This window comes from Micromonospora sp. NPDC048986 (genome assembly GCF_040649335.1).
Classification (GTDB): domain Bacteria; phylum Actinomycetota; class Actinomycetes; order Mycobacteriales; family Micromonosporaceae; genus Micromonospora; species Micromonospora alfalfae.
This window is the reverse complement of record NZ_JBEZFJ010000001.1, coordinates 796,539-819,924: the sequence shown is the minus strand read 5'-3', so window position 1 is coordinate 819,924 and position 23,386 is coordinate 796,539. Positions and strand designations below refer to the sequence as shown.

Annotated in this window: 15 protein-coding genes; 8 read left to right on the top strand and 7 right to left on the bottom strand. The window is 70.0% G+C overall.

The genetic code is table 11. From position 1 onward, the window contains the following. Window positions 1–23: 23 nt before the first annotated feature. From AB0B94_RS03800 to AB0B94_RS03780, 5 genes are read right to left on the bottom strand one after another with little or no spacing between them, the layout of a single operon-like run. The gene (locus AB0B94_RS03800) at window positions 24–2,225 is read right to left on the bottom strand and encodes a GNAT family N-acetyltransferase (RefSeq protein WP_357267969.1); all 2,202 of its coding nucleotides are present in this window, start codon (window positions 2,223–2,225) and stop codon (window positions 24–26) included. A 57-nt stretch (window positions 2,226–2,282) separates the two neighbouring features. Further along, on the bottom strand, window positions 2,283–3,545 hold the full coding sequence (locus AB0B94_RS03795) for an MFS transporter (RefSeq protein WP_357267967.1): 1,263 nt from the start codon (window positions 3,543–3,545) through the stop codon (window positions 2,283–2,285). Between the two features lie 11 nt (window positions 3,546–3,556). Next, window positions 3,557–5,131 (bottom strand): cobalamin-dependent protein, encoded by a 1,575-nt coding sequence (locus tag AB0B94_RS03790; protein WP_238669686.1) that lies wholly within the window; start codon window positions 5,129–5,131, stop codon window positions 3,557–3,559. Window positions 5,132–5,147: 16 nt separating this feature from the next. Beyond that, entirely contained in the window at window positions 5,148–6,701 is a 1,554-nt protein-coding gene (locus AB0B94_RS03785) for a cobalamin-dependent protein (protein WP_357267964.1), read from the bottom strand. Between the two features lie 28 nt (window positions 6,702–6,729). Next, the gene (locus AB0B94_RS03780; RefSeq protein WP_357267962.1) at window positions 6,730–9,789 is read right to left on the bottom strand and encodes an amino acid adenylation domain-containing protein; all 3,060 of its coding nucleotides are present in this window, start codon (window positions 9,787–9,789) and stop codon (window positions 6,730–6,732) included. A 461-nt stretch (window positions 9,790–10,250) separates the two neighbouring features. Between AB0B94_RS03780 and AB0B94_RS03775 the strand changes: the two genes are divergently transcribed. The 4 genes from AB0B94_RS03775 (at window position 10,251) to AB0B94_RS03760 (ending at window position 16,786) form a co-directional block, all read left to right on the top strand. Then, window positions 10,251–11,069 (top strand): basic amino acid ABC transporter substrate-binding protein, encoded by an 819-nt coding sequence (locus AB0B94_RS03775; RefSeq protein WP_357267960.1) that lies wholly within the window; start codon window positions 10,251–10,253, stop codon window positions 11,067–11,069. 166 nt (window positions 11,070–11,235) lie between these two features. After that, window positions 11,236–12,768 (top strand): acyl-CoA carboxylase subunit beta, encoded by a 1,533-nt coding sequence (locus AB0B94_RS03770; protein WP_357267958.1) that lies wholly within the window; start codon window positions 11,236–11,238, stop codon window positions 12,766–12,768. 81 nt (window positions 12,769–12,849) lie between these two features. Beyond that, window positions 12,850–13,998 (top strand): acyl-CoA dehydrogenase family protein, encoded by a 1,149-nt coding sequence (locus AB0B94_RS03765; RefSeq protein ID WP_357267956.1) that lies wholly within the window; start codon window positions 12,850–12,852, stop codon window positions 13,996–13,998. Between the two features lie 133 nt (window positions 13,999–14,131). Further along, the gene (locus AB0B94_RS03760) at window positions 14,132–16,786 is read left to right on the top strand and encodes a helix-turn-helix domain-containing protein (protein WP_357267954.1); all 2,655 of its coding nucleotides are present in this window, start codon (window positions 14,132–14,134) and stop codon (window positions 16,784–16,786) included. A 228-nt stretch (window positions 16,787–17,014) separates the two neighbouring features. On the opposite strand, the gene AB0B94_RS03755 is transcribed toward AB0B94_RS03760, so the two are convergent. Next, window positions 17,015–17,533 carry a MarR family transcriptional regulator gene (locus AB0B94_RS03755; protein ID WP_357267952.1) on the bottom strand — a complete coding sequence of 173 codons (519 nt, stop codon included), beginning with the start codon at window positions 17,531–17,533 and terminating at the stop codon, window positions 17,015–17,017. Between the two features lie 99 nt (window positions 17,534–17,632). Between AB0B94_RS03755 and AB0B94_RS03750 the strand changes: the two genes are divergently transcribed. After that, on the top strand, window positions 17,633–18,214 hold the full coding sequence (locus AB0B94_RS03750) for a YceI family protein (protein ID WP_091396394.1): 582 nt from the start codon (window positions 17,633–17,635) through the stop codon (window positions 18,212–18,214). 310 nt (window positions 18,215–18,524) lie between these two features. Continuing rightward, window positions 18,525–20,003: a glutamate--cysteine ligase gene (locus tag AB0B94_RS03745; RefSeq protein ID WP_357267950.1), complete on the top strand. Its 1,479-nt coding sequence runs from the start codon at window positions 18,525–18,527 to the stop codon at window positions 20,001–20,003. Between the two features lie 152 nt (window positions 20,004–20,155). Here the strand turns inward: AB0B94_RS03745 and AB0B94_RS03740 are convergent, their stop codons facing one another. Then, entirely contained in the window at window positions 20,156–21,598 is a 1,443-nt protein-coding gene (locus AB0B94_RS03740; RefSeq protein WP_357267948.1) for a hypothetical protein, read from the bottom strand. A 123-nt stretch (window positions 21,599–21,721) separates the two neighbouring features. On the opposite strand from AB0B94_RS03740, the gene AB0B94_RS03735 reads away from it, so the two are divergent. Both AB0B94_RS03735 and AB0B94_RS03730 read left to right on the top strand, forming a co-directional pair. Then, window positions 21,722–22,402, top strand: a complete 681-nt coding sequence (locus AB0B94_RS03735; protein ID WP_357267946.1) for a PASTA domain-containing protein — start codon at window positions 21,722–21,724, stop codon at window positions 22,400–22,402. Window positions 22,403–22,563: 161 nt separating this feature from the next. Beyond that, on the top strand, window positions 22,564–23,379 hold the full coding sequence (locus AB0B94_RS03730) for a PASTA domain-containing protein (protein ID WP_357267944.1): 816 nt from the start codon (window positions 22,564–22,566) through the stop codon (window positions 23,377–23,379). The last annotated feature ends 7 nt before the right edge of the window (window positions 23,380–23,386 follow it).

Genomic DNA, 23,386 nt, shown 5'->3' with positions numbered 1-23,386 from the left:
CCCACCCAACGAAGATCTACCCCTTATCTGTACTCGTACAGATCCTTCTGTTCGAGAGCACGAATCCGCTGGTAGTCCTCCTCCAGCCGGCTCGGATCATCCGCGATCAGGTAGAGATGGCCGGGCGAGGTGAACAGGTCGATGGTCCGGTGCACCGGGGTGCCGGGCAGCAGATCCAACGCCGACCCGCAGAAGACCGAGGGGATCTCGGCAAGTCGTTGCGCCGCGCCCTCGGCGACCGCGCCGTCGTAGGGCGCCACCAGGCAGACCACCATCAGGGCCCGCTGCCGCTGGTAGCCGGCGCCGATCCGCCGGGCGAAGCGGTCCGGGTCGGTGTACCGCTCGACGGTCAGCGACAACTGGCTCACCCCGGTGGCCCGCTCGGGCCCGGCCGGGGTGACGCCACCCTCCAGCCGCGCCCCGGACTCGATCAGGACCGGTCCCCGGTCGTCGACGAGCAGCTCGGTGTGCGCCGGGCCGGTACGCACGCCCAGCGCGTCCAGCACCCCCTCGACGAACGGGCGGAGCACGCCTTCGATCGCACCGGTCCCATCCAGCAGGACCTGCCTGTCGTACACCGGGCGGCCGTCGATGAAGAAGCGGTCGTCGCGCCAGATCTCGTGGATGTGGTGGCGGCCGTCGAGGCTCACGCTGTTGACGAAGTACTGCTGGCCGACCAGCTGCTCCTGCACCAGCAACGAGTCGTTCGGCTGGCCCATGGCGTTCGTCGCGCCGAGCAGCTTCGCCGTCGCCGCCCGCGCCTGGGCCTCGTCCGCGCAGAAGTACACCCCTTCCGAGCCGGCGCTGGCGGCCGGCTTGACCACCACCGGCAACACCCGGCTGGTGGCGAGCCAGTCGTCCAACTCCTCGACGCTGCCCACCCGCGCGCCGAGCGGCACCCGCAGACCCGCACGGGCGACCGCGTTCATCATCGCGGGCTTCTCCCGCCGGGGACGGTCCGCCGAGCGGACGTTGCCGGGCAGCCCCAGCAGTTCCGCGAGGTCGTCGGCGACGTTGACGCCCCACTCGCTGCCCGCGATCACCTCGACCGGACGCATCGGTGCGAGCAGTTCGGCGGCGGCGCCGAGGGCCTGCGGGGATTCGCCGCGCACTGTCAACACGGCAAGGAAGTCGTCGCGGCGCAGACCGGCGGCGTACCGCTCGTTGATGGTTCCGGTGAGGACCGCGACACAGCGCCGACCCTGCCGGTTGAAGGCGGGTGCCAGCAGCGCGCCGGTCGAGAACGGGTCGACGATCACGACGACCCCGCCCGCGGCCACCCCGACGCCCGGTGGAGCCACGACGGTCTCCGTGACGAAGGAGGCCCGGTACGGGCGCAGGTCGAGGCCGCGCGCCGGGCTGAGTACGTCGAGCCGCATCGGCAGCGGATCCGCCCAGGTGCCCGGTCGATCCGGTGGCTGGGCGTAGCAGAGGCTCAGCGCCGGCTCGCTGAGCCGTTCGGTGTTGAGGACCAGTTCCGCCTCGTCGCAGCCGTCGTCGTCGGGGTCGAGGTGGTGCAGCGGCACCGGCACGAACCCGAGTCGGCTCTTGAAGGTGAACAGCCCGGCCTGGGCGATGTGGCCGTACAGGGTGGGGTCGGTGCCGAGTGAGATCCAGGCGAACTCACGCCGGCGGGCCTCCTCGAACGCGGCCAGATAGAGCGCCCGACTGATCATCGCCTGGCGGACCTGCGGCCGCGCGGCGGAGAAGGCGATCCGCATGGCCGGGTCGGACGCGGCGACGCGGCAGACGACACCGGCGATCAACTCGTTGCCGGCGCGCGCCGCGACGAGGAAGAAGTCGGCGAGCCCGGTCTCTGTGGCGTCGACCCAGTGCGCCGTCGGCAGGCCGTGCGGCATGGCGGCGATCTGCGCGTCGTACACGGCCAGGAACTCGGCGAACAGCTCCGGGGTGACTCGGGCGTGCACCTCGATGGTGAGCCCCTGCGTGTCGACGTACCGCCGCACGTCCCTGAAGTTGCGGCGCTCCGCCTTGGAGAGCCCGGCGAGGAAGTCCTCCGCGCTGGGCGGGGTGGGTTGCCCCCAGGTCACCCACCGTGGCTTGATCCGGAAGCCGGCGGCCTGAAGACCCGTCCAGTGCTCCCGGGGTGGGTCGGTCACGACGACCACGTCCGCGTCGTCCGCCCACCGTCTGTCCAGTGCCTCCTGCGCCGTCACCATGCATCTGCGCAGGCCGTAGTAATCTTCCGCGCCGTTTCCGGACACGTGTCCCCCCGCTTTTTCCGATCCCCACCCCGGGCGTTCTTCGACCGCGCTGTCCCGTCACGCTCCGCTGTCGGCTGTGGCCAATGAATCGACGTTGCTCAGCGTAGCCCGCATCGACAAGACGGCCGCGAACGCGATCAGGGCGGCCGTCGGGGACAGCAGCCGCGCCTCGGTGGGGCCGAGCCAGCCCAGGACGGCGCCGGCCGCCAGCGTCCCGGCCGCGCTGCCCACCGCCATCATCGTGGCCGCCAGGGCGAACGACTCGTTGATCACCGTCTTGGGCACCAGGCTGCCGAGCAGGCCGAACTCCTCCGAGCTGAGCGCCGCCAGGGGGAGACCCGCGAGGAACAGGCACACCGCGAGCACCGGGACCGACGTGGCGAAGACCAGCGGGACCATGCACGCGAACGCCACCGCCAGCAGTACGAGGTAGCGGTTGACCGGCAGTCGGGTGTGGTGTCGCGCGCCGTAGACCAGCCCGCCGAGGACGCTGGCCGCCGGGGGCAGGGACAGCAGCGCCACGCCGGTCGCCGCGGCGTTCCCGTGCGCCGACACTGTCGCCGGCACTGTGACCTCGAGTACGGCGAACGCCGCGGCCGCCCCGCCGGCAGCCACCAGGATCGCCACCACGCCGGGAATGCGCCACGGCCTCCGCCCGCCCCGGGGATGGCTCTCTCCACCGTCGGTCCCGCCCGGCTCGGCGTCGTCGGCCTCCCTGCGCATCGTCGCCACGGCGGGTGCGGTGCCGTACAGGAGGGAGCCGACAACGAGCATTCCGCCGGCCAGCAGCGTCGTGGTGAGTGCACTGAAGACGCCTGTCAACAGGCCGGTCACTGCGGGGCCGATCACGAAGAAGACCTCGATCAACACCGCCTCCAACGCGTTGGCGGTGTTCAGTGCCGGCCCGGGCGGCAGGATCAACGCCCAGGCCGCGCGGACGGTCGAGCCCACCGGTGCCATGGTGAGCGCGACGGGCGCGACCGAGCCCACCAGCAACCAGGCCGGGCCGCTGCTCGCGACGACGAAGACGGCCAGTGCCACAGCGTGCAGCGCCGCCAGTGTCAGCAGCACCACCCGCAGACCGCGTCTGTCGATCAGCCGGCCGTGCAGCGGCCAGGCGACGGCCAACGCCGCCGAGAAGACGCCGAGGGCCGTCGCGCCGGCCGTGTAGGAACCGGTTTTGGCGCTGATGTGCAGGAATATCGCGAGCGGTTCGATGGCCACCGGTAGCCGGGCGAGCATCGCGGGCAACATCACCCGGGGAACGCCGGGCGTACGCCAGAGTGCGGCGTAACGCCCGACGGCCTCACCCAGCGACATCAGTCACCAGTTCAGACAACGGGGACGGACTCCTTCTGCGTGCGCGGCCGGTAGATGCCGTCGTACTGGTCGATCAGCGAGCCGTTCAACGCCTCGGTGAGCCGCAGGCGTTGCTCGAACAGCTGGTAGTAGGAGAGGTGGTTCGACGGCATCGGCGAGAGGTAGACGCTGATCACTTCCGGCGTCTTCTCGATGTCGAACGATAGTCGATCCGCCTTCTTCCGGAAGTCCGCGGTGCCGGGGAGCAGGGTCCGGTTGAAGACATTGAAGTAGTTTGTGGCCTCGGTGCTCGCCTCGTTGAGCCGGGCTTTCAGCTGCAGGCACCGGTCGAGGTACATGTCGATCATCGCCTGGTCGTCGTCGTCATGCCCGATCAGCATGTTGAAGGTCAGATAGCGGACGCCGAGATCCAGCATCGAGGTGACGATCTGCAACTGCTCCTGGAAGGGCCGCAGCTTGTTGAACTTCTTGGTGGGCTCGTCACCGAGGTACTCGAGCGGGATCTGCACCCGGTAGCAGCCGATCCAGCGGTCCCCGCTGGTGTCGTTCCAGAACAGGGTCTCCATCAACTCCCGGTCGACCTCACCCAGGTCGAGGAACTTGCCGAACTCCAGTCCGTTGGCGAACTCCCAGGAGAAGCCCATCTCGCGGGCCATCCGGAAGATCTCCAGAGTGTCCTCCCGGCCGCTGTCGTGCAGCAGCGTCCCCCGACCCGAGCGCTGGATCCGGGAGAGCGTGTTGTCCTCCTGGAACAGGATGTTCGAGATCCCCATCGACTTCAGGTACTCGAAGTGCCGCCGCACCACCTCCGGCTTCATGTAGCGGTAGTGCCCGCGCATCGGGGTCGCGCAGAACGAGCAGGTCCGATAGCAGCCGCGCGAGGTCTCGAAACAGGTGAACGGGGCCCGCACCGTCATCGGCGGTTGGCCCTCGCCGGTGTCGTCGTACACCGACAGGTCGTCGATCAGGTCGAGCGCCATCGGCGGCAGCTCGGCCAGGTTGAGTTGGGCGCCACCCATGATGACGAGCCCGTCGCCGACCCGTCGCGTCATCACCATCCCCTCGATGGGCTGGCCGGTCGCGCGGGCCTGGATCAGCTTGGCGAAGGTGAGCTCACCCTCAAGCTGGATGACCACGTCGAAGCCGTTGGCCAGATACCAGTCCGGTCGGGCGGTGACGTCCATCCCCCCACCGACGATCAGCGCGTTCGGGTTCACCTGCTTGAGGAACGTGGCGAACTCGGTCACCACCCGGGCGGAGTTGGTGAAGTTGTTGGAGATCCCGATGATGTCGGCGGCACGCGCCTCGTCCGCGTACGCCTCGAACGGGCCGCCGTAGCGGTGGCAGTCGATGGTGCGTGGCCCGTACTGGAACGAGGCGTAGTGCTCAGGTTCGCCATCGTCGACCTGGGTGTCGACGATCTTGAACTCCGCGTCAACCCCCCACTCGCGCAGGTAGGCGCGCGCGCCGGCCGCCAACGTGACGAGTGCGCTCTTGGGGTTGCGGACCCGCACCGGACTGATGGTGGTGTCCTCGTCGCGGAACGACTGCCCGGGGTACGGGGCGTACAACAGGGTGACACGCATGGCCCTAACCTCCTGGTCAGCCCGCGTAGATGCCGTCGTAGAGACGGTGCATCTCGCGATCGTTGAGCATGGTCGTCATCTCGAGACGCTTCTGGTAGATGTCCCAGTAGGTGAAGTGGTCGGTGTTGATCGCCGACAGGAAGATCCCGATGACCTCCGGGTTCTCGTCGATGTCGAACTGGAGCAGGGAGTGCAGGGTGGTCCAGTCCCGGGCACCCGGCAGCAACGACAGGTTGAACACGTTGAAGTACGGCTTGTACTTCCCCCGCCCGACGGCGGTCAGTTCCTCCTTCAACCGCAGGCAGTAGTCGGTGAACATGTCGATGCCCTCGCGGTCGTGCTCGGGATAGCCGATGAACAGGTCGTACGTCTGGTGGCCGACGCCGTGGTCGGTGAGCATCGTCGCCAGCACGTCCACCTGCTCGTCGAAGCCGAGCAGCTTGGGGAACCGGCGCTTCTTGACGTTCATGTTGTCCAGCGGGATCTGCACCCGGTAGCAACCGACCCACCGACCGTCGACCATCTTGCTGCCGAGCAGCGCGTCGGCGAGTTCGTGGTCGAAGCTGCCGTTCTGCATGAACTTGCCGAACTCGATGCCGTTGGCGAACTCCCAGGCGAAGCCGTAGTCCCGGAACATGTGGAACATCGCGAGCACGTCTTCGCGCCCGGAGTCGTACAGGTAGCGGCCGGTGCCGTTCTGTTGAATCCGGGACAGCGGGTTGTCCTCCTGCCACACGATCGTCCTGATGCCGTACTCCTGGAACGTCTTGAGGTGCTTCTCCATCGTCGGCAGGCTCATGTAGCGGTACCCGCCGCGGGACGGGGCCGTGCAGAACGAGCACCGCCACGCGCAGCCGCGGGACGTCTCCCAGCAGATGAAGCTGCCCTGCACGCCCTCCGGCGGCGGCCCTTCCGCCGTGTCCGTGTAGACCGACAGGTCGGGGATCAGATCCAGGGCCATCGGCTCGATCGAATCCATCGGTATGGTCTCGCCGGTGTCCACCTTGGTGGGGATCAGCCGGCCCCGCACCGAGATGTTCGGCACGGTGCCCAGGTCCTGCTTGCGGTTGAGCGCGTCGATGATCCGGGCGAAGGTCAGCTCGCCCTCGCCACGCACCACCACGTCCGCGCCACGGGACAGGTAGTACTGCGGGCGGGCGGTGCAGTCGACACCGCCCACCACGACGATGGCCTTCGGGTTGACCCGCTTGATGTGCTGCGCGAGGTCACTGACGATGTGCGCGCTGTTGGTGAAGTTGCAGGTGATCCCGTGCACCTCGGCCGAGCGGATCTTCTCGTCCGCCTCCTCGAACGGGGTGCCGTACCGGAAACAGTCCATGATCCGGGGGCCGTACGGCAGGGACTTGTACTTCACCCGCTGCCCACCGAGCTGAAGGTCGATGATCTCGATGTCGCAGGAGTAGCCAAAGTGCGGTGCGTACGCCCGCAGCCCGGCGGCGATTGTGGTCAGCGCGCTCTTCGGGTTGAGTGGCCGCTCGGTGTTGATCGGCTCGCTCTCCCCCTGGAAGATCTGCGAGGGGAACGGGGCGTAGTAGAGGTTCACCTTCATGGCGTCTCCTGGGCCGGTCGGTCGCGGTTCACTGGGCTGTCGCGGTGGACAGGTGCGGACGGTTCACTGACAGGAAGGTCCTCGCGAGGCGGTCGACCATCGTGTCGACCAGCACGTCCCGACCCGTGCCCCAGTTGAGGCCGAGGTCCCGAGCCAGCCGGGCGGCGTGGACCGTGTCGGTGCCGACCAAAGCGTCGTGGCACACCCCGGTCAGTGCGTCGGTCGCCGCGGCGCTGCGGGGCCGAAGAACAGCGAGACAGCGGGCTGTCTCGTCATCGCCGACAAGGTCGGCGGCCCGGTCGAGGAACCGGTCGTACGGGACTTCCGGCAGCGCGCCCGCCTCGGCGCGGAGCCGGGACAGCAGCTCGGTCACCGGCACCGACGTCGGCGCCACCACGTTCAGCACGGTGCCCGGCGGCACCGGCTGGTGCGGGTCGGTCAGCGCGGCGACCACCCGGGCGACCAGGTCGACCGGTGTCCAGTCCACGTGCAGGCGGGTCGGTGGCCGTACGCCGAGCCGGAGGCAGAGCCGCAGGATCATGGTGACCGAGGACCGGGGGTTGGCGTGGCCGGTCCGAGAGTGGGCGGCGACCTCGCCGAGCCGGACGACGGCGGCGGGGACACCCTGCTCGGTGGCCGCCCGTAGCAGTTGTTCGCCGACCCACTTGGACTGGCTGTAACCGTCGGGTGGCAACGCCGACCACTGCGGCAGGAACGACTCGGTGAGCGGTGTGCCGGGGGCGTGGCGCACAGTGGTCGTCGACAGCGAGATGATCCGCTTGCGGACGTGGGTGCCGGCGAGGTGGATGAGGGTACGCAGGCCGTGCACGTTTGTGGCCCGTAGGTCGACGTAGTCGCGGAGAGTGTCGACCCGGCCGCCGGCGTCGACGATGGTGCCGACCTGTCGACAGAGCCGCCGCCAGTCGGCGGCCACCAGCCCGAGGTGAGGTTTGTCCAGGTCACCGGCGAGGGCCGACCATCCGATCAGCTCCGCTGGCCCGTAGCCGGCGGCCGACAGCGCTGACCTGACCCGGTGTCGGGCGGCCTCGTCGTCGGTGGCGCGGACCAGGCAGACGATCGTTCGACCACCCTGCGCGGTGAGGGCGGCCAGCACGTGCGAACCGATGAAGCCGGTCGCGCCGACCAGCAGGATCGCCCCCGGGTCGTCGGGCCGTCGGACCCGCACCCGGCCCAGTTCACCGAGGCGCAGATCGTCGGCCAGTTCGTGCGGCGTGACAACGGGCGGGGGCAGCGGGCTGCCTCGGCGGACCAGTTCGGCCTGTGCCGCGATGGTGGTGGAACGGATCAGGTCGCGGACGTCCAACCGGATCGCGAAGGCGCGTTCGAACTCCACAGCGAGCCGGGCCGCGCCGAGTGACGTACCACCGAGGCAGTAGAAGTCGTCGTCGTTGGCGCTGAAGCCCAGCACTCGCGTCCAGATCTCGGCGATCCGCGCCTCGACGCTGCCCACCGGGTAGGCGGCGTCGGTGTCGGCGGCCTTCGGCGCGGCGCCCGCCAGTCGGCGGCGCAGCCGCTCCTGGTCGACCTTGCCGTTGGAGAGCAGCGGCAGGGTGGCGAGTCGGACGAACCTGGCGGGCACCAGCGCGGCGGGCAGCGCGGTCCGGGCGTGCTCGCGCAGCGCCTCCTCGGTGACGGCCCGCTCGGCCGAGTAGAAGCAGACCATTGTCGCCGCCGCGCCGGCCTCGTCGACGATCACCTTCACCTGGTGTACGCCGGGCAGCGTGGTGAGCGCGTGCTCGATCTCGCCCAGGTCGACCCGTATCCCGGCGATCTGGACCTGGGCGTCCCGGCGGCCGCTGAACATCAGCAGGCCGTCCTCGCGCACCCAGCCAAAGTCCCCGGTGCGGTAGAGCAGGTCGCCGGCGACCTCGTCGAACGGGTTCGGGACGAATACCTGTCGGGTCCGCTCCGCGTCGCAGTGGTACCCCGCGCCCAGGCAGACGCCGGCGAGGTGGATCTCGCCGATCTCGCCCCGGGGGGTCGGCTGACCGTGCTCGTCGAGGAGCAGCACTGAGGTGTTGGGCAGGGGCAGACCGAGGGGGATGACCTGGCTGTCGTCGTCCTGCACGGCGTGGAAGACCGAGCCGATCGACGCCTCGGTCGGACCGTAGGTGTTTGTCACCCGGATGTCGGCGAACATCCGTCGGAAGGCCTGCACGGTGTGCGGTTTCGCGGCTTCGCCACCGATGAAGACCTGGCGCATCGACGCCAGCAGGTGCCAGTCCTGTGGCCGGTGTTCGAGGCGTTCGACGAGCAGGTCGAAGATGCTGGGGACGAAGTCCGTCATGGTGACGCCGTGCCGGTGGATCTGGGCCAGCGTCGCGTCGAAGTCGAGGATGCCGGTGCGGTCCGGGATGACCACGGTGCCACCACGGGTCAGCGGCCACAGCAACTGCCAGATCGACGAGTCGAAGGTGTGCGCGGAGTTCTGGAGCACCACCGCACCATCGGCGGCGAACCGTTCGGTCATGGACAGGAAGCGGTTGACCAGCCCGTGGTGCAGGTTGACGGCGCACTTGGGCAGACCGGTGGAACCACTTGTGAAGAAGGCGTAGATGGGGTCTTCCGGCCGGGGTCGGTCGGTGGCGGGCGCGGGGCTGCGGGGTGGGGCCGGATCCGTCCGCACGTCGATCACCGGCAGGGCGGGTGCGCCGCTCGGTGGTGACCCGACGGTGGCGACCGGGTTGAGGCCGTCGAGCATCCGGACCTGGCGCAGCGCCGGCCAGGCCCGGTCGAACGGCACGAACGCGGCGCCGGACCGCATGGTGCCGAGCATGGCGACGAGGAGCCCGACCCGGTCGTCGAGCAGGAGCGCGACGAAGTCACCCCGCCGGGCGCCAACGGCGAGCAGATCGGTGGTGACCGCGTCGGCCAGCCGATCCACGTCCCGATAGGTGAGCGTGCCGGTGGGATGGACGACCGCTGTGGCGTCGGGATGCCGGCGGATCGTCTCGTCGATGAGGTCGACGACTGTCTGGTCGATCGGACGTGGCCGGACCGGCCCGTTGAGGAGAGCGCCGACCTGGGCAGGACTGGGCCGCAGGCGCTCTGTTCTGGTGACGGTCAAGGTTTTTCTGAGGACACCACGGAGGCACCTCTCCCGAGCAGTTCACAATATGCCGTAGCGGCGACACCGTAGGCACGATTGATAGTCCCCGTTGACTGCATCGCATCGTAACTATGACCTTTTGAAATTGTCTATGCATCGATACCGGTGATTTACCACCGAAGAACAGGGCGAAGCGTCAAAATCGGTCAGCGTCGAACCCGCCGCCGGTCGGCCGCCGGTGGCGGGTCCTCGCGGGCGGGCGCGAACGTCCGGCGGCTAGCAGGCAAATCCCAGTGCTGTCAGGGATTCTCACCAACCGGGATCGACAACCTTGGGTGTCGGGCGGGGTGTCGCCGCCCCGTCCGAGCGGACCCGCCGCTCAGTGCCTCTGGATCTAGTCTGCAATCCTGGAATCAGGTACGGTCCCTCTGCCGTCACCCTGTCCTCCCGTTACTTAGAGGAAACAAAGGGGCATAACTGTGAATATCCATAAGCCGTTCCGAGTCATCGGTCTCGTTGTTACTGTCGGTGCGCTTGCCCTCAGTGCCGGATGTGCCAAGAAGGATCAGGGCGAGGTTCAGACCAGCGGGGTCAAGCTCATCAAGGCCGGCACCCTGACCATCTGCACCCACCTGCCGTACCCGCCGTTCCAGTCCAAGGACGCCAGCGGCAAGGTGGTGGGATTCGACGTCGACGTCATGGATCTGGTCGCCAGGAAGTTGGGCGTCGAGCAGGCGATAGTCGACACGCCGTTCGAGGGGATCAAGTCCGGTCAGGACCTGAACACCGGCAAGTGTGACGCCGCCGCCGCGGGCATGACGATCACCGAGGAGCGGCAGAAGGTGATGGACTTCTCCGCCCCCTACTTCGACGCGACCCAGGCGATGCTGGTCAAGACCGGCAAGTCGTACAAGTCACTGGACGACCTGAAGGGCCGGAAGGTCGGCGTGCAGGCGGCGACCACGGGCCGTGACTACGCCCGCAGGTTCGAGAAGGAGAAGAGCCTCCAGCTCGTCGAGTTCGAGGACCTCGCTGCCGAGCAGCAGGCTCTCGCCACCGGGCAGATCGAGGCCGCCATCAACGACCTGCCGGTCTGGGCCGAGTACATCAAGGAGAACCCGGGTGGCTTCGAGGTGGCGGCCGAGTTCGACACCGGCGAGCAGTACGGGATCTCGGTGAAGAAGGGCGGCAACCCGGAGCTGCTCAAGACGATCAACGAGGAGTTGGCCAAGGCGAAGCAGGACGGCACGTACGACGCGCTCTACGAGAAGTGGATCGGTAAGAAGCCGGCCGTCTGACCTGAGCCCCGTCCGCGCCGCCCCCTGGTTGGCGCTCCACCCCGGCCCTGTCCCAACCGGCGGTTGGGTCGCCGGGACCCGTCCGGGTACGTTAGCCTAACGATCGTTTAGGCGGTCGGCGTGCCCGCACGGTAACCGGCCGGGGTGGCGGCAGTAGGGGGTCGGCGTGACGCTCGACGGTGAGGCACTGGAGCAACTGCGCAAGCGGGCCAGGTCCGGCGGCGCGGACAAGTACCACGCTGCCAACGCGGCCAAGGGCAAGCTCTTCGCCCGTGAGCGGGTCGCGCTCCTGGTCGACGAGGGCTCGTTCGTCGAGGACGGCCTCTACGCCAACACGATGGCCGAAGGGTTGCCCGCCGACGGCGTGGTGACCGGCACCGCCACCATCGACGGCCGACAGGTCTGCCTGATGGCCAACGACTCCACGGTCAAGGCCGGCAGCTGGGGCGCCCGCACCGTCGAGAAGATCATCAGGATCATCGAGCGGGCGTACGGCGCCGGCGTGCCGATGGTCTACCTTGTCGACTCGGCCGGTGCCCGGATCACCGACCAGGTCGATCTCTTCCCCGGCCGGCGTGGCGCCGGCAAGATCTTCTGGAACCAGGTCCGCGCCTCGGGCTCGATCCCGCAGGTCTGCGCGCTGTTCGGCCCGAGTGCCGCCGGTGGGGCGTACATCCCGGCGTTCTGCGACGTGGTGGCGCTCGTCGACGGCAACGCCAGCATGTACCTCGGCTCAGACCGGATGGTCGAGATGGTCACCGGCGAGAAGACCACCCTGGAGGCGATGGGCGGGGCGAAGGTGCACACCGCCGAATCCGGCGTGGGGCACTTCCTCTGCAAGACCGAGGCCGACGCGCTCGACGTCGTGAAGACCTACCTGTCGTACCTGCCGGCGAACTGGACGCAAGCGCCGCCGACCGCACCGGCGCTCGCCGCGCCAGCGAAGGCCGACCTGGCCGCGCTGGTGCCGGCCAGCGAGCGGCAGGCGTTCGACATGCGACGGTACGTCAAGGGCCTGCTCGACGAGGGTTCCTTCTTCGAGGTCCAGGCGCTCTGGGCCAAGGAGTTGACCATCGGCTTCGGCCGTCTCGACGGTCAGGTCGTCGGCGTGGTCGGCAACAACTCCATGTTCAAGGGCGGCGTGCTCTTCGTCGACTCGGCAGACAAGGCAACCCGGTTCGTGCAGCTCTGCGACGCGTTCAACGTGCCGCTGCTGTTCCTCAGCGACGTGCCCGGCTTCATGGTCGGCAGCGCTGTGGAGAAACAGGGCATCATCCGGCACGGCGCAAAGATGATCACCGCGATCTCCGAGGCGACAGTTCCGAAGATCTGCGTGGTGGTCCGCAAGGCGTACGGCGCGGGCCTCTACGCGATGGCCGGTCCCGGGTTCGAGCCGGACGCCACCATCGCGCTGCCGACCGCGAAGATCGCCGTGATGGGCGCCGAGGCGGCAGTGAACGCGGTCTACGCCAACAAGATTGCCGCCATTGCTGACGAGGAAGAGCGGGCGGCCTTCGTCGCCGCCAAGCGGGCCGAGTACGAGCAGGACATCGACGTCGTCCGGCTGGCCAGCGAGCTGGTGGTGGACGCCATCGTCGAGCCGCACGACCTGCGCAGCGAGCTGGTCCGTCGCTTCGCGGCGGCGGGTACCAAGGATCGGCACTTCTCCCGCCGTCGGCACGGCGTCACCCCGGTCTGATCACCGACTCAGGCCGCCCGCACAGCGACCCGCTCCCGGCGTCACGAGCGCCGAGGCGGACCGTCCTTACAGGAGGATGAGATGGACTTCCGGCTCACCGACGAACAAGCGGCGCTGCGCGAGAGCGTGCGGGAATTCGCCCGCGAGGTGGTCGCCCCGGTCATCGCCGAGCACTACGAGCAGCACACCTTCCCGTACGAGGTGATCCGGCAGATGGGCAAGATGGGCCTGTTCGGCCTGCCCTTCGGCGAGGAGCACGGCGGCATGGGTGGCGACTACTTCGCGCTCTGCCTGGCCCTGGAGGAGTTGGCCCGGGTCGACTCCAGCGTGGCCATCACGTTGGAGGCGGCGGTCTCGCTGGGCGCGATGCCGATCTACCGCTTCGGCACCGAGGAACAGAAGGCGACCTGGCTGCCCCGGCTGCTCAGCGGCGAGGCGCTGGCCGGCTTCGGTCTCACCGAGCCGGGCACCGGCTCGGACGCCGCCGGCACGCAGACCCGGGCGGTGCTGGACGGCGACGAGTGGGTGATCAACGGTTCGAAGGCCTTCATCACCAACTCGGGGACCGACATCACGGCCATGGTCACTGTCACAGCGGTGACCGGCACGAACCCGGACGGCTCCAAGGAGCTGTCGACGATCATCGTGCCGACCGGAACGCCCGGCTTCACCGTCGCGCCCGGTTACTCAAAGGTGGGCTGGACCGCCTCGGACACCCACGAGCTGACCTTCGACGACTGCCGGGTGCCGGCCGCCAACCTGCTCGGTGCCCGGGGTCGGGGTTTCGCACAGTTCCTGCGGATCCTCGACGAGGGCCGGATCGCGATCGCCGCGCTCGCCGTAGGCCTCGCGCAAGGCTGCGTCGACGAGTCGATCAAGTACGCGAAGGAGCGGCACGCCTTCGGTCAGCCGATCGGCGCCAACCAGGCCATCCAGTTCAAGATCGCCGACATGGAGCTGAAGGCACACACCGCTCGCCTGGCGTACTACGACGCCGCCGCACGGATGCTGGCCGGCGAGCCGTTCAAGCGGCAGGCCGCCATCGCCAAACTGCACGCCAGCACCATCGCCGTGGACAACGCCCGGGAGGCCACCCAGATCCACGGCGGGTACGGCTTCATGAACGAGTACCCGGTGGCCCGGTTCTGGCGGGACTCCAAGATCCTGGAGATCGGCGAGGGCACGAGTGAGGTGCAGCGCATGATCATCGCTCGGGATCTGGGCCTCTGAGTGGTCCAGCCGAACTGATCGGCCGGTCGTCCCGGACGGACTGTCCGTACGGCTGTCGGGTTTCGGCGAGTGGGCGTCAGTAGCCCGACGTTCGACTGCCGACGGTCGGAGTCCATCCGTACTCTTCGTGCCCATGACTCCGGATCATGACTGGTCGCGGAGCCCGGCTGGGCGTACCACTCTGCCGGAGCTGCTCCGCGGGCATCGACGCGCCGCCGGCCTCACTCAGGCCGAGCTGGCGTCCCGGGCCGGGGTGGGTGTGCGTACGGTGCGTGACCTGGAGCGTGGCCGGTCGAGCCGGCCACAACGCACCACTGTCGAGCTGCTCGCCGGTGCGCTGGCGCTGACCGGCACCAGCCGGGCGGCTTTCCTGGCCGCGGCCCGCGGCGCCGGTGTCGAATCGCCCTCGTCGGACGCCACCTCGACGGCGTTCCCGGTCGGCGGCAACGCCGCCTCGGCGGCCGCACCCGCCGACCCGTCGGTAGCGCTCCCGCCACCGGTCGCGTTGATCGGCCGGGAGCGCGACCTCACCGAGCTGGCCGGAATGCTGACCGCGGAGCGGGGACCCCGGTTGGTGAGCCTCGTCGGGTTGGCCGGCGTCGGCAAGACGGCCCTGGCGACATCGGTGGCGCACCTGGTGGCCGCCGCCCACCCGGCCGGTGTTGCCGGGGTGCTGGTGGGCGAGGGCGCGGACGGTCCGGACGTGCTCGCCGCCTCGATGTCGGTGCTCGGCGTGGCGCGCCTGTCCGAACTCGTGGCGCTGCTCGCCGGGCGGCCGACGCTGCTGGTGATGGACGCGGTGGAGCGTTCCCCGGGTCCGGTGGCCGCGACAGTGCACCGGTTGCTCGGCGCACTGCCCTCGCTGCGGGTGCTGGTCACCGGGCGACACCCGGTGGGCCTGCCCGGTGAGCGGGTCTGGCCGGTCGCGCCGCTCGACGTGCCACCACCGGAGGCCGAGCACTCCGGGCTCGAATCGTGGCCGGCGGTCGCGTTGTTCACCGCCCGGCTCGCTCAGGTCCGCCGTGAGCCACCCGTGCCCGCCGAGCTGCCGGCGCTCGCCGCGTTGGTGCGCCGGTTGGGCGGCCTGCCGTTGGCCATCGAGCTGATGGCCGCCCGGGGCCGTCTCCTCGACCTCACCGAACTGCTCGACCGGTACGGCGACCGGGTGCTCGACCTGGCCACTCCCGTCGAAGGGTCCACCCACCCGGCCTGGGACGCACCGGAGGCGCTCGGCAGGCGGACCAGCGGACCCGACACCCGTGCGGCGGTCTCGGTCGCCGTCACACTGCGCGACGCGGTGGCGTTCAGCTACCGCCTGTTGGCGTCGGACGAGCAGGCCGCGCTGCGGCAGCTGGCCGTCTTCGGTAACCGGTGGTCGGTCGAGTTGGCCGAGGAGATGCTCGCCGACGAGGCGGACCGGGACGGCACGGTGGCGATCGACCCGGTTCCACTGTTGGACCGCTTCGTCGAGTTGGGGCTGCTGAGCGTACGCGAAACCGGGTCGTTCCGATTCCGGCTGCTCGACGCGGTCCGCGACTACGCCGTCGAGCAGGCGGCCGGTGGAGGTGAGCTGACCTGTATCCGGCGTCGCCATGCGGAGGTCATCGCGCGGCTGGTGGCCCGTACCGCCAGTGACCTGATCGGCCCACGGTTACCCGACGCGGTGCACCGGCTGGACGAGATGAGCAGTGACATCAGCTCGTCGTTGGCCCACGCGGCTACCGACGACCCGTTGACAGCACTGCGGCTGGCGGCCTGTCTGACCCGCTGGTGGCGGTTCCGCGGACGCGACGTCGCCGGGCGGCAGTGGCTGCGTCGGCTGCTGGCGGACCCGAGGACCGCCGACGCTGATCCTCTTCTGCGTGGCTGGGCCGCTCTCGGGGTCGCCCGGCTCGCGGCGGAGCACGGCGCGGGCGCCGAGGAGTTGTCGACGGCCGGTGCGGCGTTGGACACCTTCCGGCAGGCCGGCGACGTCACCGGGGAGCTGGAGGCGCGAAACGTGCTCGGCACCCTGCTGATCTCCGTCGGGCGGCAGGACGAGGCTCGCGAGCAGGCCGAGGCGCTGCTGCGGTTGGCCGCCCGCAACGGGCGGACCCGGGACCTGGCGGTGGCCCAGAACAGCCTCGCCTGGCACGAGATCCGCGCTGGAGATCTGGCTGCGGCCCGCCGCCGGCTCGCCGCGGTGGACCGACTCGCCGCCGAGAGTGGGGAGCAGCGACTGCGGGTGCTGGGCTGGGCCAATCGCGCCGAGGTCGCCCGGCTGGAGGGCTGGTACGCGGACGCCATCGATCGCGGCCGGCGGGCGATCGCGGCCCTGTCCGAGCTGGGTGACCCCGGGCGTCGCCGTCGGGTGCTCGGGACCGTCGGGCTGGCGCTCGCCCAGGACGGGCGGGTCGCGGAGGCGACCGAGGTGCTGACCGAGTTGCGCGCCGGGAGCGTTGAGGCGCTGCCGGCGCGGCCGACAGTGCCGCGACCGCGCTCAGACGACACGGCGCTGGCCTGGGGTGGGCCGGAGGCCGGGCTCTGTGCGTTGATCGAGGGGAACCTGGCGCTGCACCGGGGCGACCGGGAGTTGGCTGCCGAGTGGTTCGCGGCTGCCGCCGACCATGCGGGGCAGGATCGCCGCGACGTGGTGGAGGCGCTGGTTGGGCTGGCTGCGAGCACTGCGGACCCGTCGGTGCTCGATCGACTGGACCGGGTCTGTGTGGAGGGCGGCATCCGGCTGTTGCCGCAGGAGTCGGGGCTGCTCTACGCGCTCATCGCCGCCCGGGGCGGAACGGCCCAGTAGCCTGTGCCTTTCCGAGCGGATCGCGACGGGAGAGTGGCGCGGGCGAAGAGCCCCCTTTGGTGCTACCCCTCGCTGATCGCCCGCGCCGTCACCCCCCGGTGATCCCCGGTGCAGGAAGCCTGCCACCGGTGCGGTGGCAGAAAGTCGGCTTGGACCGAATCCTCCAACTTGGCTGGGTCAGTTCTGCCGGTCTTTCTGCCGCTGCCGCCGCCCGACGGCGAGGGTTGATCACTGCCGTCGGTTGGCGTTGTCGGTGGCGGCGACCTGCTCCGGGCTGACGTCGTCACTGCCGGCGGTGGCACACGGATGCGCGGCGTCACGGACCCGCCGCAACCCGTCGAGGAGGGCCGCCAGCGCCTCCGGGTCGAGTTGCCCGGTGAACCACTGCTCGATCATCTGTAGATGCCCGGGCAGCGTCTCGTTCAGGCGTTGCATCCCGGAGCCGGTGACCACCGCGTACGAGCTGCGTCGGTCGTTCGGGCAGGCCCGGCGGGTGAGTAACCCGTCGCGCTCCATCCGGTCGACCACCCTGGTCACTCCGCTGGTCGACAGGGAGGTCTGTGCGGCGAGGTCGGTCATGCGTAGTTGGTTGCCCGGTGACCGGGCCAGTCGGGTGATGACCTCGAACTCGACCGCGGAGAGGCCGTGCTCCTCGAGTTGGGCGTTGAACCGGGCCGACAGCCCGGCGTGTGCCTCGAAGAGCAGGCCGACGGCGGTGATCCGGGGATCGTCGAAGACGTTGGTCACCGGTTCATCATACCAGTGCTTGACACGGGGAATGTTGTTGCAGTTATAGTTGCTCAAGCAGTCGTTGGGCTACTAAACAATCTCCTGGAGGACAGCAGCATGACCAGCAGCATCGATGCGGTTACCCGCGACTGGGACGGCCTCACCATCCCGGCGGCCGGCACCTATGCGCTCGACGTGGCGCACAAGCGGGTCGGCTTCGTTGCCCGGCACATGATGGTGAGCAAGGTTCGCGGTGAGTTCAACGAGGCGACCGCCACCATCACCGTCGCCGAGGACCCGCTGCAGTCGTCGGTCGTCGCCACCATTCAGGCCGCCAGCGTCGACACCACCCAGGCCGACCGGGACGCGCACCTGCGCAGCCCCGAGTTCCTGGACGCCGAGAAGTTCCCGACGCTCGAGTTCCGCAGCACCGGGGTCAAGTCCCGTCGCGGCGGTGAGTTCGTGCTCACCGGTGAGCTGACCATCAAGGACGTCACCCGCCCGGTCGAGCTGGAGGTGGAGTTCGAGGGTGTCGGCCGCAGCCCGTTCGGCCAGGACATCTTCGGCTTCTCCGCGAGCACCGAGATCGACCGCGAGGAGTTCGGCCTGACCTGGAACGTCGCCCTGGAGACCGGGGGCGTGCTGGTCAGCCGCAAGATCAAGATTGAGATCGAGGGCGAGGCCGTTCGTCAGGCCTGATCCCCTGGGATCGCCGGAGAGCCAAGGGTTGTCCTCCCGGCGATCCGGCACGCAGGGCCCGCGCCGCACGTCGGCGCGGGCCCTGCGTCGTTCCCGCTCGTGGTAATTGTCACGGGTTGTTCGCAGCGCAATCGGGTCCAGCCGGTCGACGACGGGGTACAGATGGCGCCACGAGCGCGTCCGCCCGGTCGACGTCGGATCATCGCCGTCGGCCTCTGGCCCCGGTCAGGTGGGCGCTCTTACCGTGGATGCTTCACAAAGCGCTTCCGGGACGGCAGGATCCCGACCGCGCCGGCCGTCGGGAGGACACATGGGCAGGGACGTCTCAGAGGGCGCCTTCACCCGGGATGATCGCGTCCGATATCGGCAGAAGGTGCGGCGGTGCCTGGACGTCTTCGCCCTGATGCTGGACGACTTCGGCTTCGACGCCGACCGGCCGATGACCGGCCTGGAGATCGAACTCAACCTGGTCGACTCGGCCGCCGAGCCGGCGATGCGCAACGAGGAGATCCTCGCCGACATCGCGGACCCCCTCTTCCAGACCGAGTTGGGGCAGTTCAACCTGGAACTCAACGCCGAGCCCCGACTGATCGAGGGCACCGGCTTCGCCGACTACGAGCACGACCTGCGCGGCAGCCTCTCCCGCGCCGACGAGCGGGCCGCCAGATCCGACGCGAAGATCGTCCTGGTCGGCATCCTGCCCACCCTCACCGAGGGGCACCTGGTCGAGGACAACCTCTCCACCAACGAGCGTTACCGGGTGCTCAACGACCAGATCGTCGGCGCCCGGGGCGAGGACATCGAGCTGGACATTCGCGGCGTCGAGCAGTTGCGCACGCACACCGACTCGATCGCCCCCGAGGCCGCCTGCACGAGCCTCCAGTTCCACCTCCAGGTCGCCCCGGACAGCTTCGCCGACTACTGGAACGCGTCCCAGGCCATCGCCGGGGTGCAGGTGGCGGTCGGGGCGAACAGCCCCTTCCTGTACGGCCGCCAACTGTGGGCCGAAACGCGGATCGCCCTGTTCCAGCAGGCCACCGACACCCGCCCGGACGAGCTGAAGGCCCAGGGCGTACGGCCGCGGGTGTGGTTCGGCGAACGGTGGATCACCTCGATCTTCGACCTGTTCGAGGAGAACGTCAGGTATTTCCCGCCGCTGCTGCCGATCTGCGAAGACGAGGACCCGGTGGAGGTCCTGCACGCCGGCGGTGTGCCGCAGCTCGGGGAGTTGCGGTTGCACAACGGCACCGTCTACCGGTGGAACCGTCCGGTCTACGACATCATGAACGGCCGCCCCCACCTGCGGGTGGAGAACCGGGTGCTGCCGGCTGGTCCGACTGTGGTCGACATGCTCGCCAACGCGGCCTTGTACTTCGGGCTGGTGCGCGGTCTGGCCGAGGCCGACCGACCGATCTGGAGTCAACTCACGTTCAGCTCCGCCGAGGAGAACTTCCAAGCCGCCGCCCGACGTGGCCTCGACGCCGTGCTGCACTGGCCCGGCCTCGGCGACGTGCCGGTCACCAAGCTGGTCCTGGACCAACTGCTGCCCATCGCCGCCACCGGGCTGGACGGGTTCGGTGTCGCCCCGGCGCAGCGGGACCGGCTGCTCGGCATCATCGAGCAGCGCTGCCGTACCGGCCGCAACGGCGCCGTCTGGCAGACCGAGACGGTCTGGGCGGCGGAGCGGCACCACGGCATGGACCGGGCGGCCGCGCTACACCACATGGTCCAGCGCTACGCCGAACTCCAGCGCACCAACCAACCCATCCACACCTGGCCAACCAACTAACCCCCACCCCCACCACCCACCCCCACCACCCACCCCACCCACCCACCCCCACTCGCGTTGATCATGAAGTTATTGCCATGACACGCCGGTCAAGGTGGCAATAACTTCATGATCAACCGGGGTGGGGTCGGCCCTGGGGTGGGGGGTGGGGGTTAGTTGGTGGTGCGGCGGGAGGGGCGGGTGCGCCGGCTGTCGGGGGTCGGGGCCTCCGCTGCTGCTTCGGTGGGACGGTCTGGGTCCGTACGGGGGGCCGGCACGTGCGGTGCGGCGGTGGCCTCGCCGGGCAGTGAGCCTGCCCTGGGCGCCTGCGGTGCGGCGTCGGCCCTCCTGCGCCGCGCTGCGGTGCCGGCCGTCGACGCTGCGGTGCTGGCCGTTGACGCTGAGGTTGTGGTCGCCGAGCCGGAGACCGGTGGTGTGGGCTCGGTCTCGGCGACCGGGGCCGGGTCGGCAGCCGCGTCCCGAGTGACCGCACCCCGATCGGCCGGACGGCTCTGCTCGGCCGCGTGGCTCCGTTCACTTCGCTCGCCGAGGCGGGCGGCCAGCACCGAGCCGCCGATACCGGCGATCACCGCGTACGGGGCGATCAGCTGGGTGGACAGCTGCGCGGGGCCCAGCGTCGACCAGTGCGGCAGGGTGGTCAGGTAGGCGAGCGCGACGAGCACCGGACCCGCCGCGCCGGAGGCCGCCGCACCCACGCGGTGCCCGACCGAGCGGGCGGACCGCCGGGCTGCCAGTACGCCGATCAGCAGCGCGGGCACCAGTGCCAGCAGCGCGCCGGGCCAGTAGAGCTGGCCCCCGATCCAGTACCGGGCGTGGTCCGGGTCGAACTGCCAGGTACCGAGTTGCGCGCCGGTCAACCCTCGTCCGACGCGTACCCCGTCGATCACGGAGATCACCGCGAGCAGCCAGAGCCAGGCGGCCGTGGCGGTCACGTTGACAGCGGCGGCGCGGGAGCGAAGCGCCCAGATCGCGACGAGGACGCCGATCAGGATGCCCAGCGTCGCCTGCACGGCGGCAGTCCGTTGCGGAGCGCCGGTGTCCGCGCCGGTGGCGACCCGCGCGGGTACCGCGATCAACAGCACCGTGACCAGCCCACCCAGCCCGGCGCCAAGGGCCAGGGCCACCCGGCGCAGCAGGCCATTGCGATCGTGGACCGGCGGCTCGGCCGCCGGTGGTGGCGTGCCCGCCACCTGCGGGCGGGCGGTGTCGACGGCGTCGTCGCGTTCCGCAACAACGAGTCGGTGCGGTGAGGGCCCGTCAACCGGACTCTCGTGCTGCGGCCTCCGGTCGTCGAGCTGTGGGCCCTCGTGGCGGGCACCATCGTCGAGCGACGTCTCCGGAAAGATCACTGTCTTCGCGGGGGCGTTGCGCTGGTGCAGCCGCTGCGCGCAGACCGCGCCGAGGACCGTCGAGCTGGCGGCGAGCCAGGTGGCCCAGGCGAGGCCGTCCGCCCAGGCTGTGTCTGTCGCACCGGCATCGGTGGGCGTCCAGGTGATGACGCCGAGCCCGTAGCCGAAGCCCAGTTGTGCGGCACCGGCGCCGGCAGCGACCCCGATCGCCGTCGCGATCGATACTCCCCAGCCCTGTCTGGCCATGCCGGGCAGCGTAACGTCCCGTCGTCGGCGCGGCGAGTCGCAAAGACCCGCCGGTGTGGACCGCCGGTGCGGGCGGGTTGGGCGGCGGACGGTACGGTCGCCGGTGATGAGGCGGTGGGCGTTATGACGGATACGAACACGGGCCAGCAGAATGCCGCCGGTGGCGGTGCGGGCCGGGCCAGCGTCGTGCTCGGTGGTGGGTTGGCGGCGGTGCTGCTCGCCGCCGTGGGTGCGACCGGCGGTTGGTTGCTGGCCGGCGAGGACGACGCACCCTCTGGTGATCCGCTGGCCGTCGCGACCACTGCTGGCGCGTCGACCACCCGGGCCACCGCACCCCGACCGAGCACCGGGCGGCCGACACCGTCGGCGGTCCAGACCTCCGCCACCTCGACCAAGGGGGCCGGCCTGACCGTGCCGCCGGTGATCGGCGACGACTTCGAGCAGGCCCGGGAGACGCTGCGCAAGCAGCGGCTGGGTTGGCGGCTGGTCTTCGGTGGTGGCGTCGGCCGTACTGTCGAGAGCACCACACCGGACGTGGGCACCGAGGTCGTCCGGGGGACGACTGTACAACTACAGGTCGCCGGGCCGGCACCGGCCGCCGAGGTGCCGGACGTGGTCGGCAAGAGTTGCGCCGACGCCGCCGACGAGTTGGTCGACGAGGGCCTCTACCCGCGTTACCTCAGCGGACGTACTGGAAAGGTGAGCCGGCAGGAGCCCGCCGAGGACGGCCCGGCCCGGTGGAACGACCAGGTCAGCATCTGGTGTGGCTCCGACGGCCAGCCGACCACGAAACCCACGCCCTGATTCCAGGCCGGCGGGTTCGAGCCTCTGGGCCCTTGCCCGCCGCACGGTCTCGCCGACGGCCGGCGCGGCTCGGCACGCTGATCCCCACCGATGGCGGTGTGGGCGACTAGGTTGGCGGTCGAGGGCCATGACGCCCGTCCGGGTTCGGGAAAGGACGTGCGATGAGCGACGACCGCCAGGAGCCTCCCGCCGACGATCACGACGACGACCGGACCCGACCGCTGCCCTCCGCCGCTGACCGGTCGGCCCCGACCGGGCCCGCCGTCGGCGGACCGGACGAAACGGCACCGATCGACCGGACTGTTGCGGCTCGTCCTGTTCTTCCGCCCGACCAGACCATGCCGATCGACCGGTCCGCCGGCATCCGACCGGGTCCGCAGGCCGACCGGACCGCGCCGATACCACCGGCCTGGTCCGGTCGGGCCGAGGTGCGCTCGCCCCGACCGGATGACGCCGGCGGTGAGTGGTACGTCGAGGAGCAGGGTGGTCGGCGGTGGTGGTCGCCGATCCTCTGGGGCGTACTGGCGCTGCTGCTCGCCGGCCTGCTCGGTGGCGCGCTCTGGGTGGTGCTCGCTGAGCGGGATGACGACCGGGACGATCGTGGGCCCACCCCGTCCCCTCCGCCGACCAGTGCCCCCAGCGCCCTGCCGACCAGCGCAGCCCCGACATCGGCGGCGCCCACCAGTGAGTCGCCGAGCAGTTCGCCGACCACTGACGCGCCGGCCGAGCTGCCGGTGCCACCGCTCGCCGGCCTGCCGCAGGCCACCGCCGAAGGGTTGTTGGCGCGGCTCGGCCTGGCCTACCGGGTGGTGTACCGACCGTCGGAGCTGCCACCGGGGACGGTGGTGGGCACCGAGCCGGAGGCGGGCACGTCGGTGTCGACCGACGACGAGGTGTTGTTGATCATCTCGCAGGCCGAGCCGCCGACCGGGGCGAGCCCGACCACACCGAGCCCCACGGTGACGAGCACGTCGTGACCGCTGG

What these genes read in the sequence shown, in the direction of transcription:
- AB0B94_RS03795 (WP_357267967.1), bottom strand. Translation starts at nt 3,545, where the DNA reads ATGTCGCTGGGTGAGGCCGTCGGGCGTTACGCCGCACTCTGGCGTACG.
- AB0B94_RS03790 (WP_238669686.1), bottom strand. Translation starts at nt 5,131, where the DNA reads ATGCGTGTCACCCTGTTGTACGCCCCGTACCCCGGGCAGTCGTTCCGC.
- AB0B94_RS03785 (WP_357267964.1), bottom strand. Translation starts at nt 6,701, where the DNA reads ATGAAGGTGAACCTCTACTACGCCCCGTTCCCCTCGCAGATCTTCCAG.
- AB0B94_RS03765 (WP_357267956.1), top strand. Translation starts at nt 12,850, where the DNA reads ATGGACTTCCGGCTCACCGACGAACAAGCGGCGCTGCGCGAGAGCGTG.
- AB0B94_RS03760 (WP_357267954.1), top strand. Translation starts at nt 14,132, where the DNA reads ATGACTCCGGATCATGACTGGTCGCGGAGCCCGGCTGGGCGTACCACT.
- AB0B94_RS03750 (WP_091396394.1), top strand. Translation starts at nt 17,633, where the DNA reads ATGACCAGCAGCATCGATGCGGTTACCCGCGACTGGGACGGCCTCACC.
- AB0B94_RS03745 (WP_357267950.1), top strand. Translation starts at nt 18,525, where the DNA reads ATGGGCAGGGACGTCTCAGAGGGCGCCTTCACCCGGGATGATCGCGTC.
- AB0B94_RS03740 (WP_357267948.1), bottom strand. Translation starts at nt 21,598, where the DNA reads ATGGCCAGACAGGGCTGGGGAGTATCGATCGCGACGGCGATCGGGGTC.
- AB0B94_RS03735 (WP_357267946.1), top strand. Translation starts at nt 21,722, where the DNA reads ATGACGGATACGAACACGGGCCAGCAGAATGCCGCCGGTGGCGGTGCG.
- AB0B94_RS03730 (WP_357267944.1), top strand. Translation starts at nt 22,564, where the DNA reads ATGAGCGACGACCGCCAGGAGCCTCCCGCCGACGATCACGACGACGAC.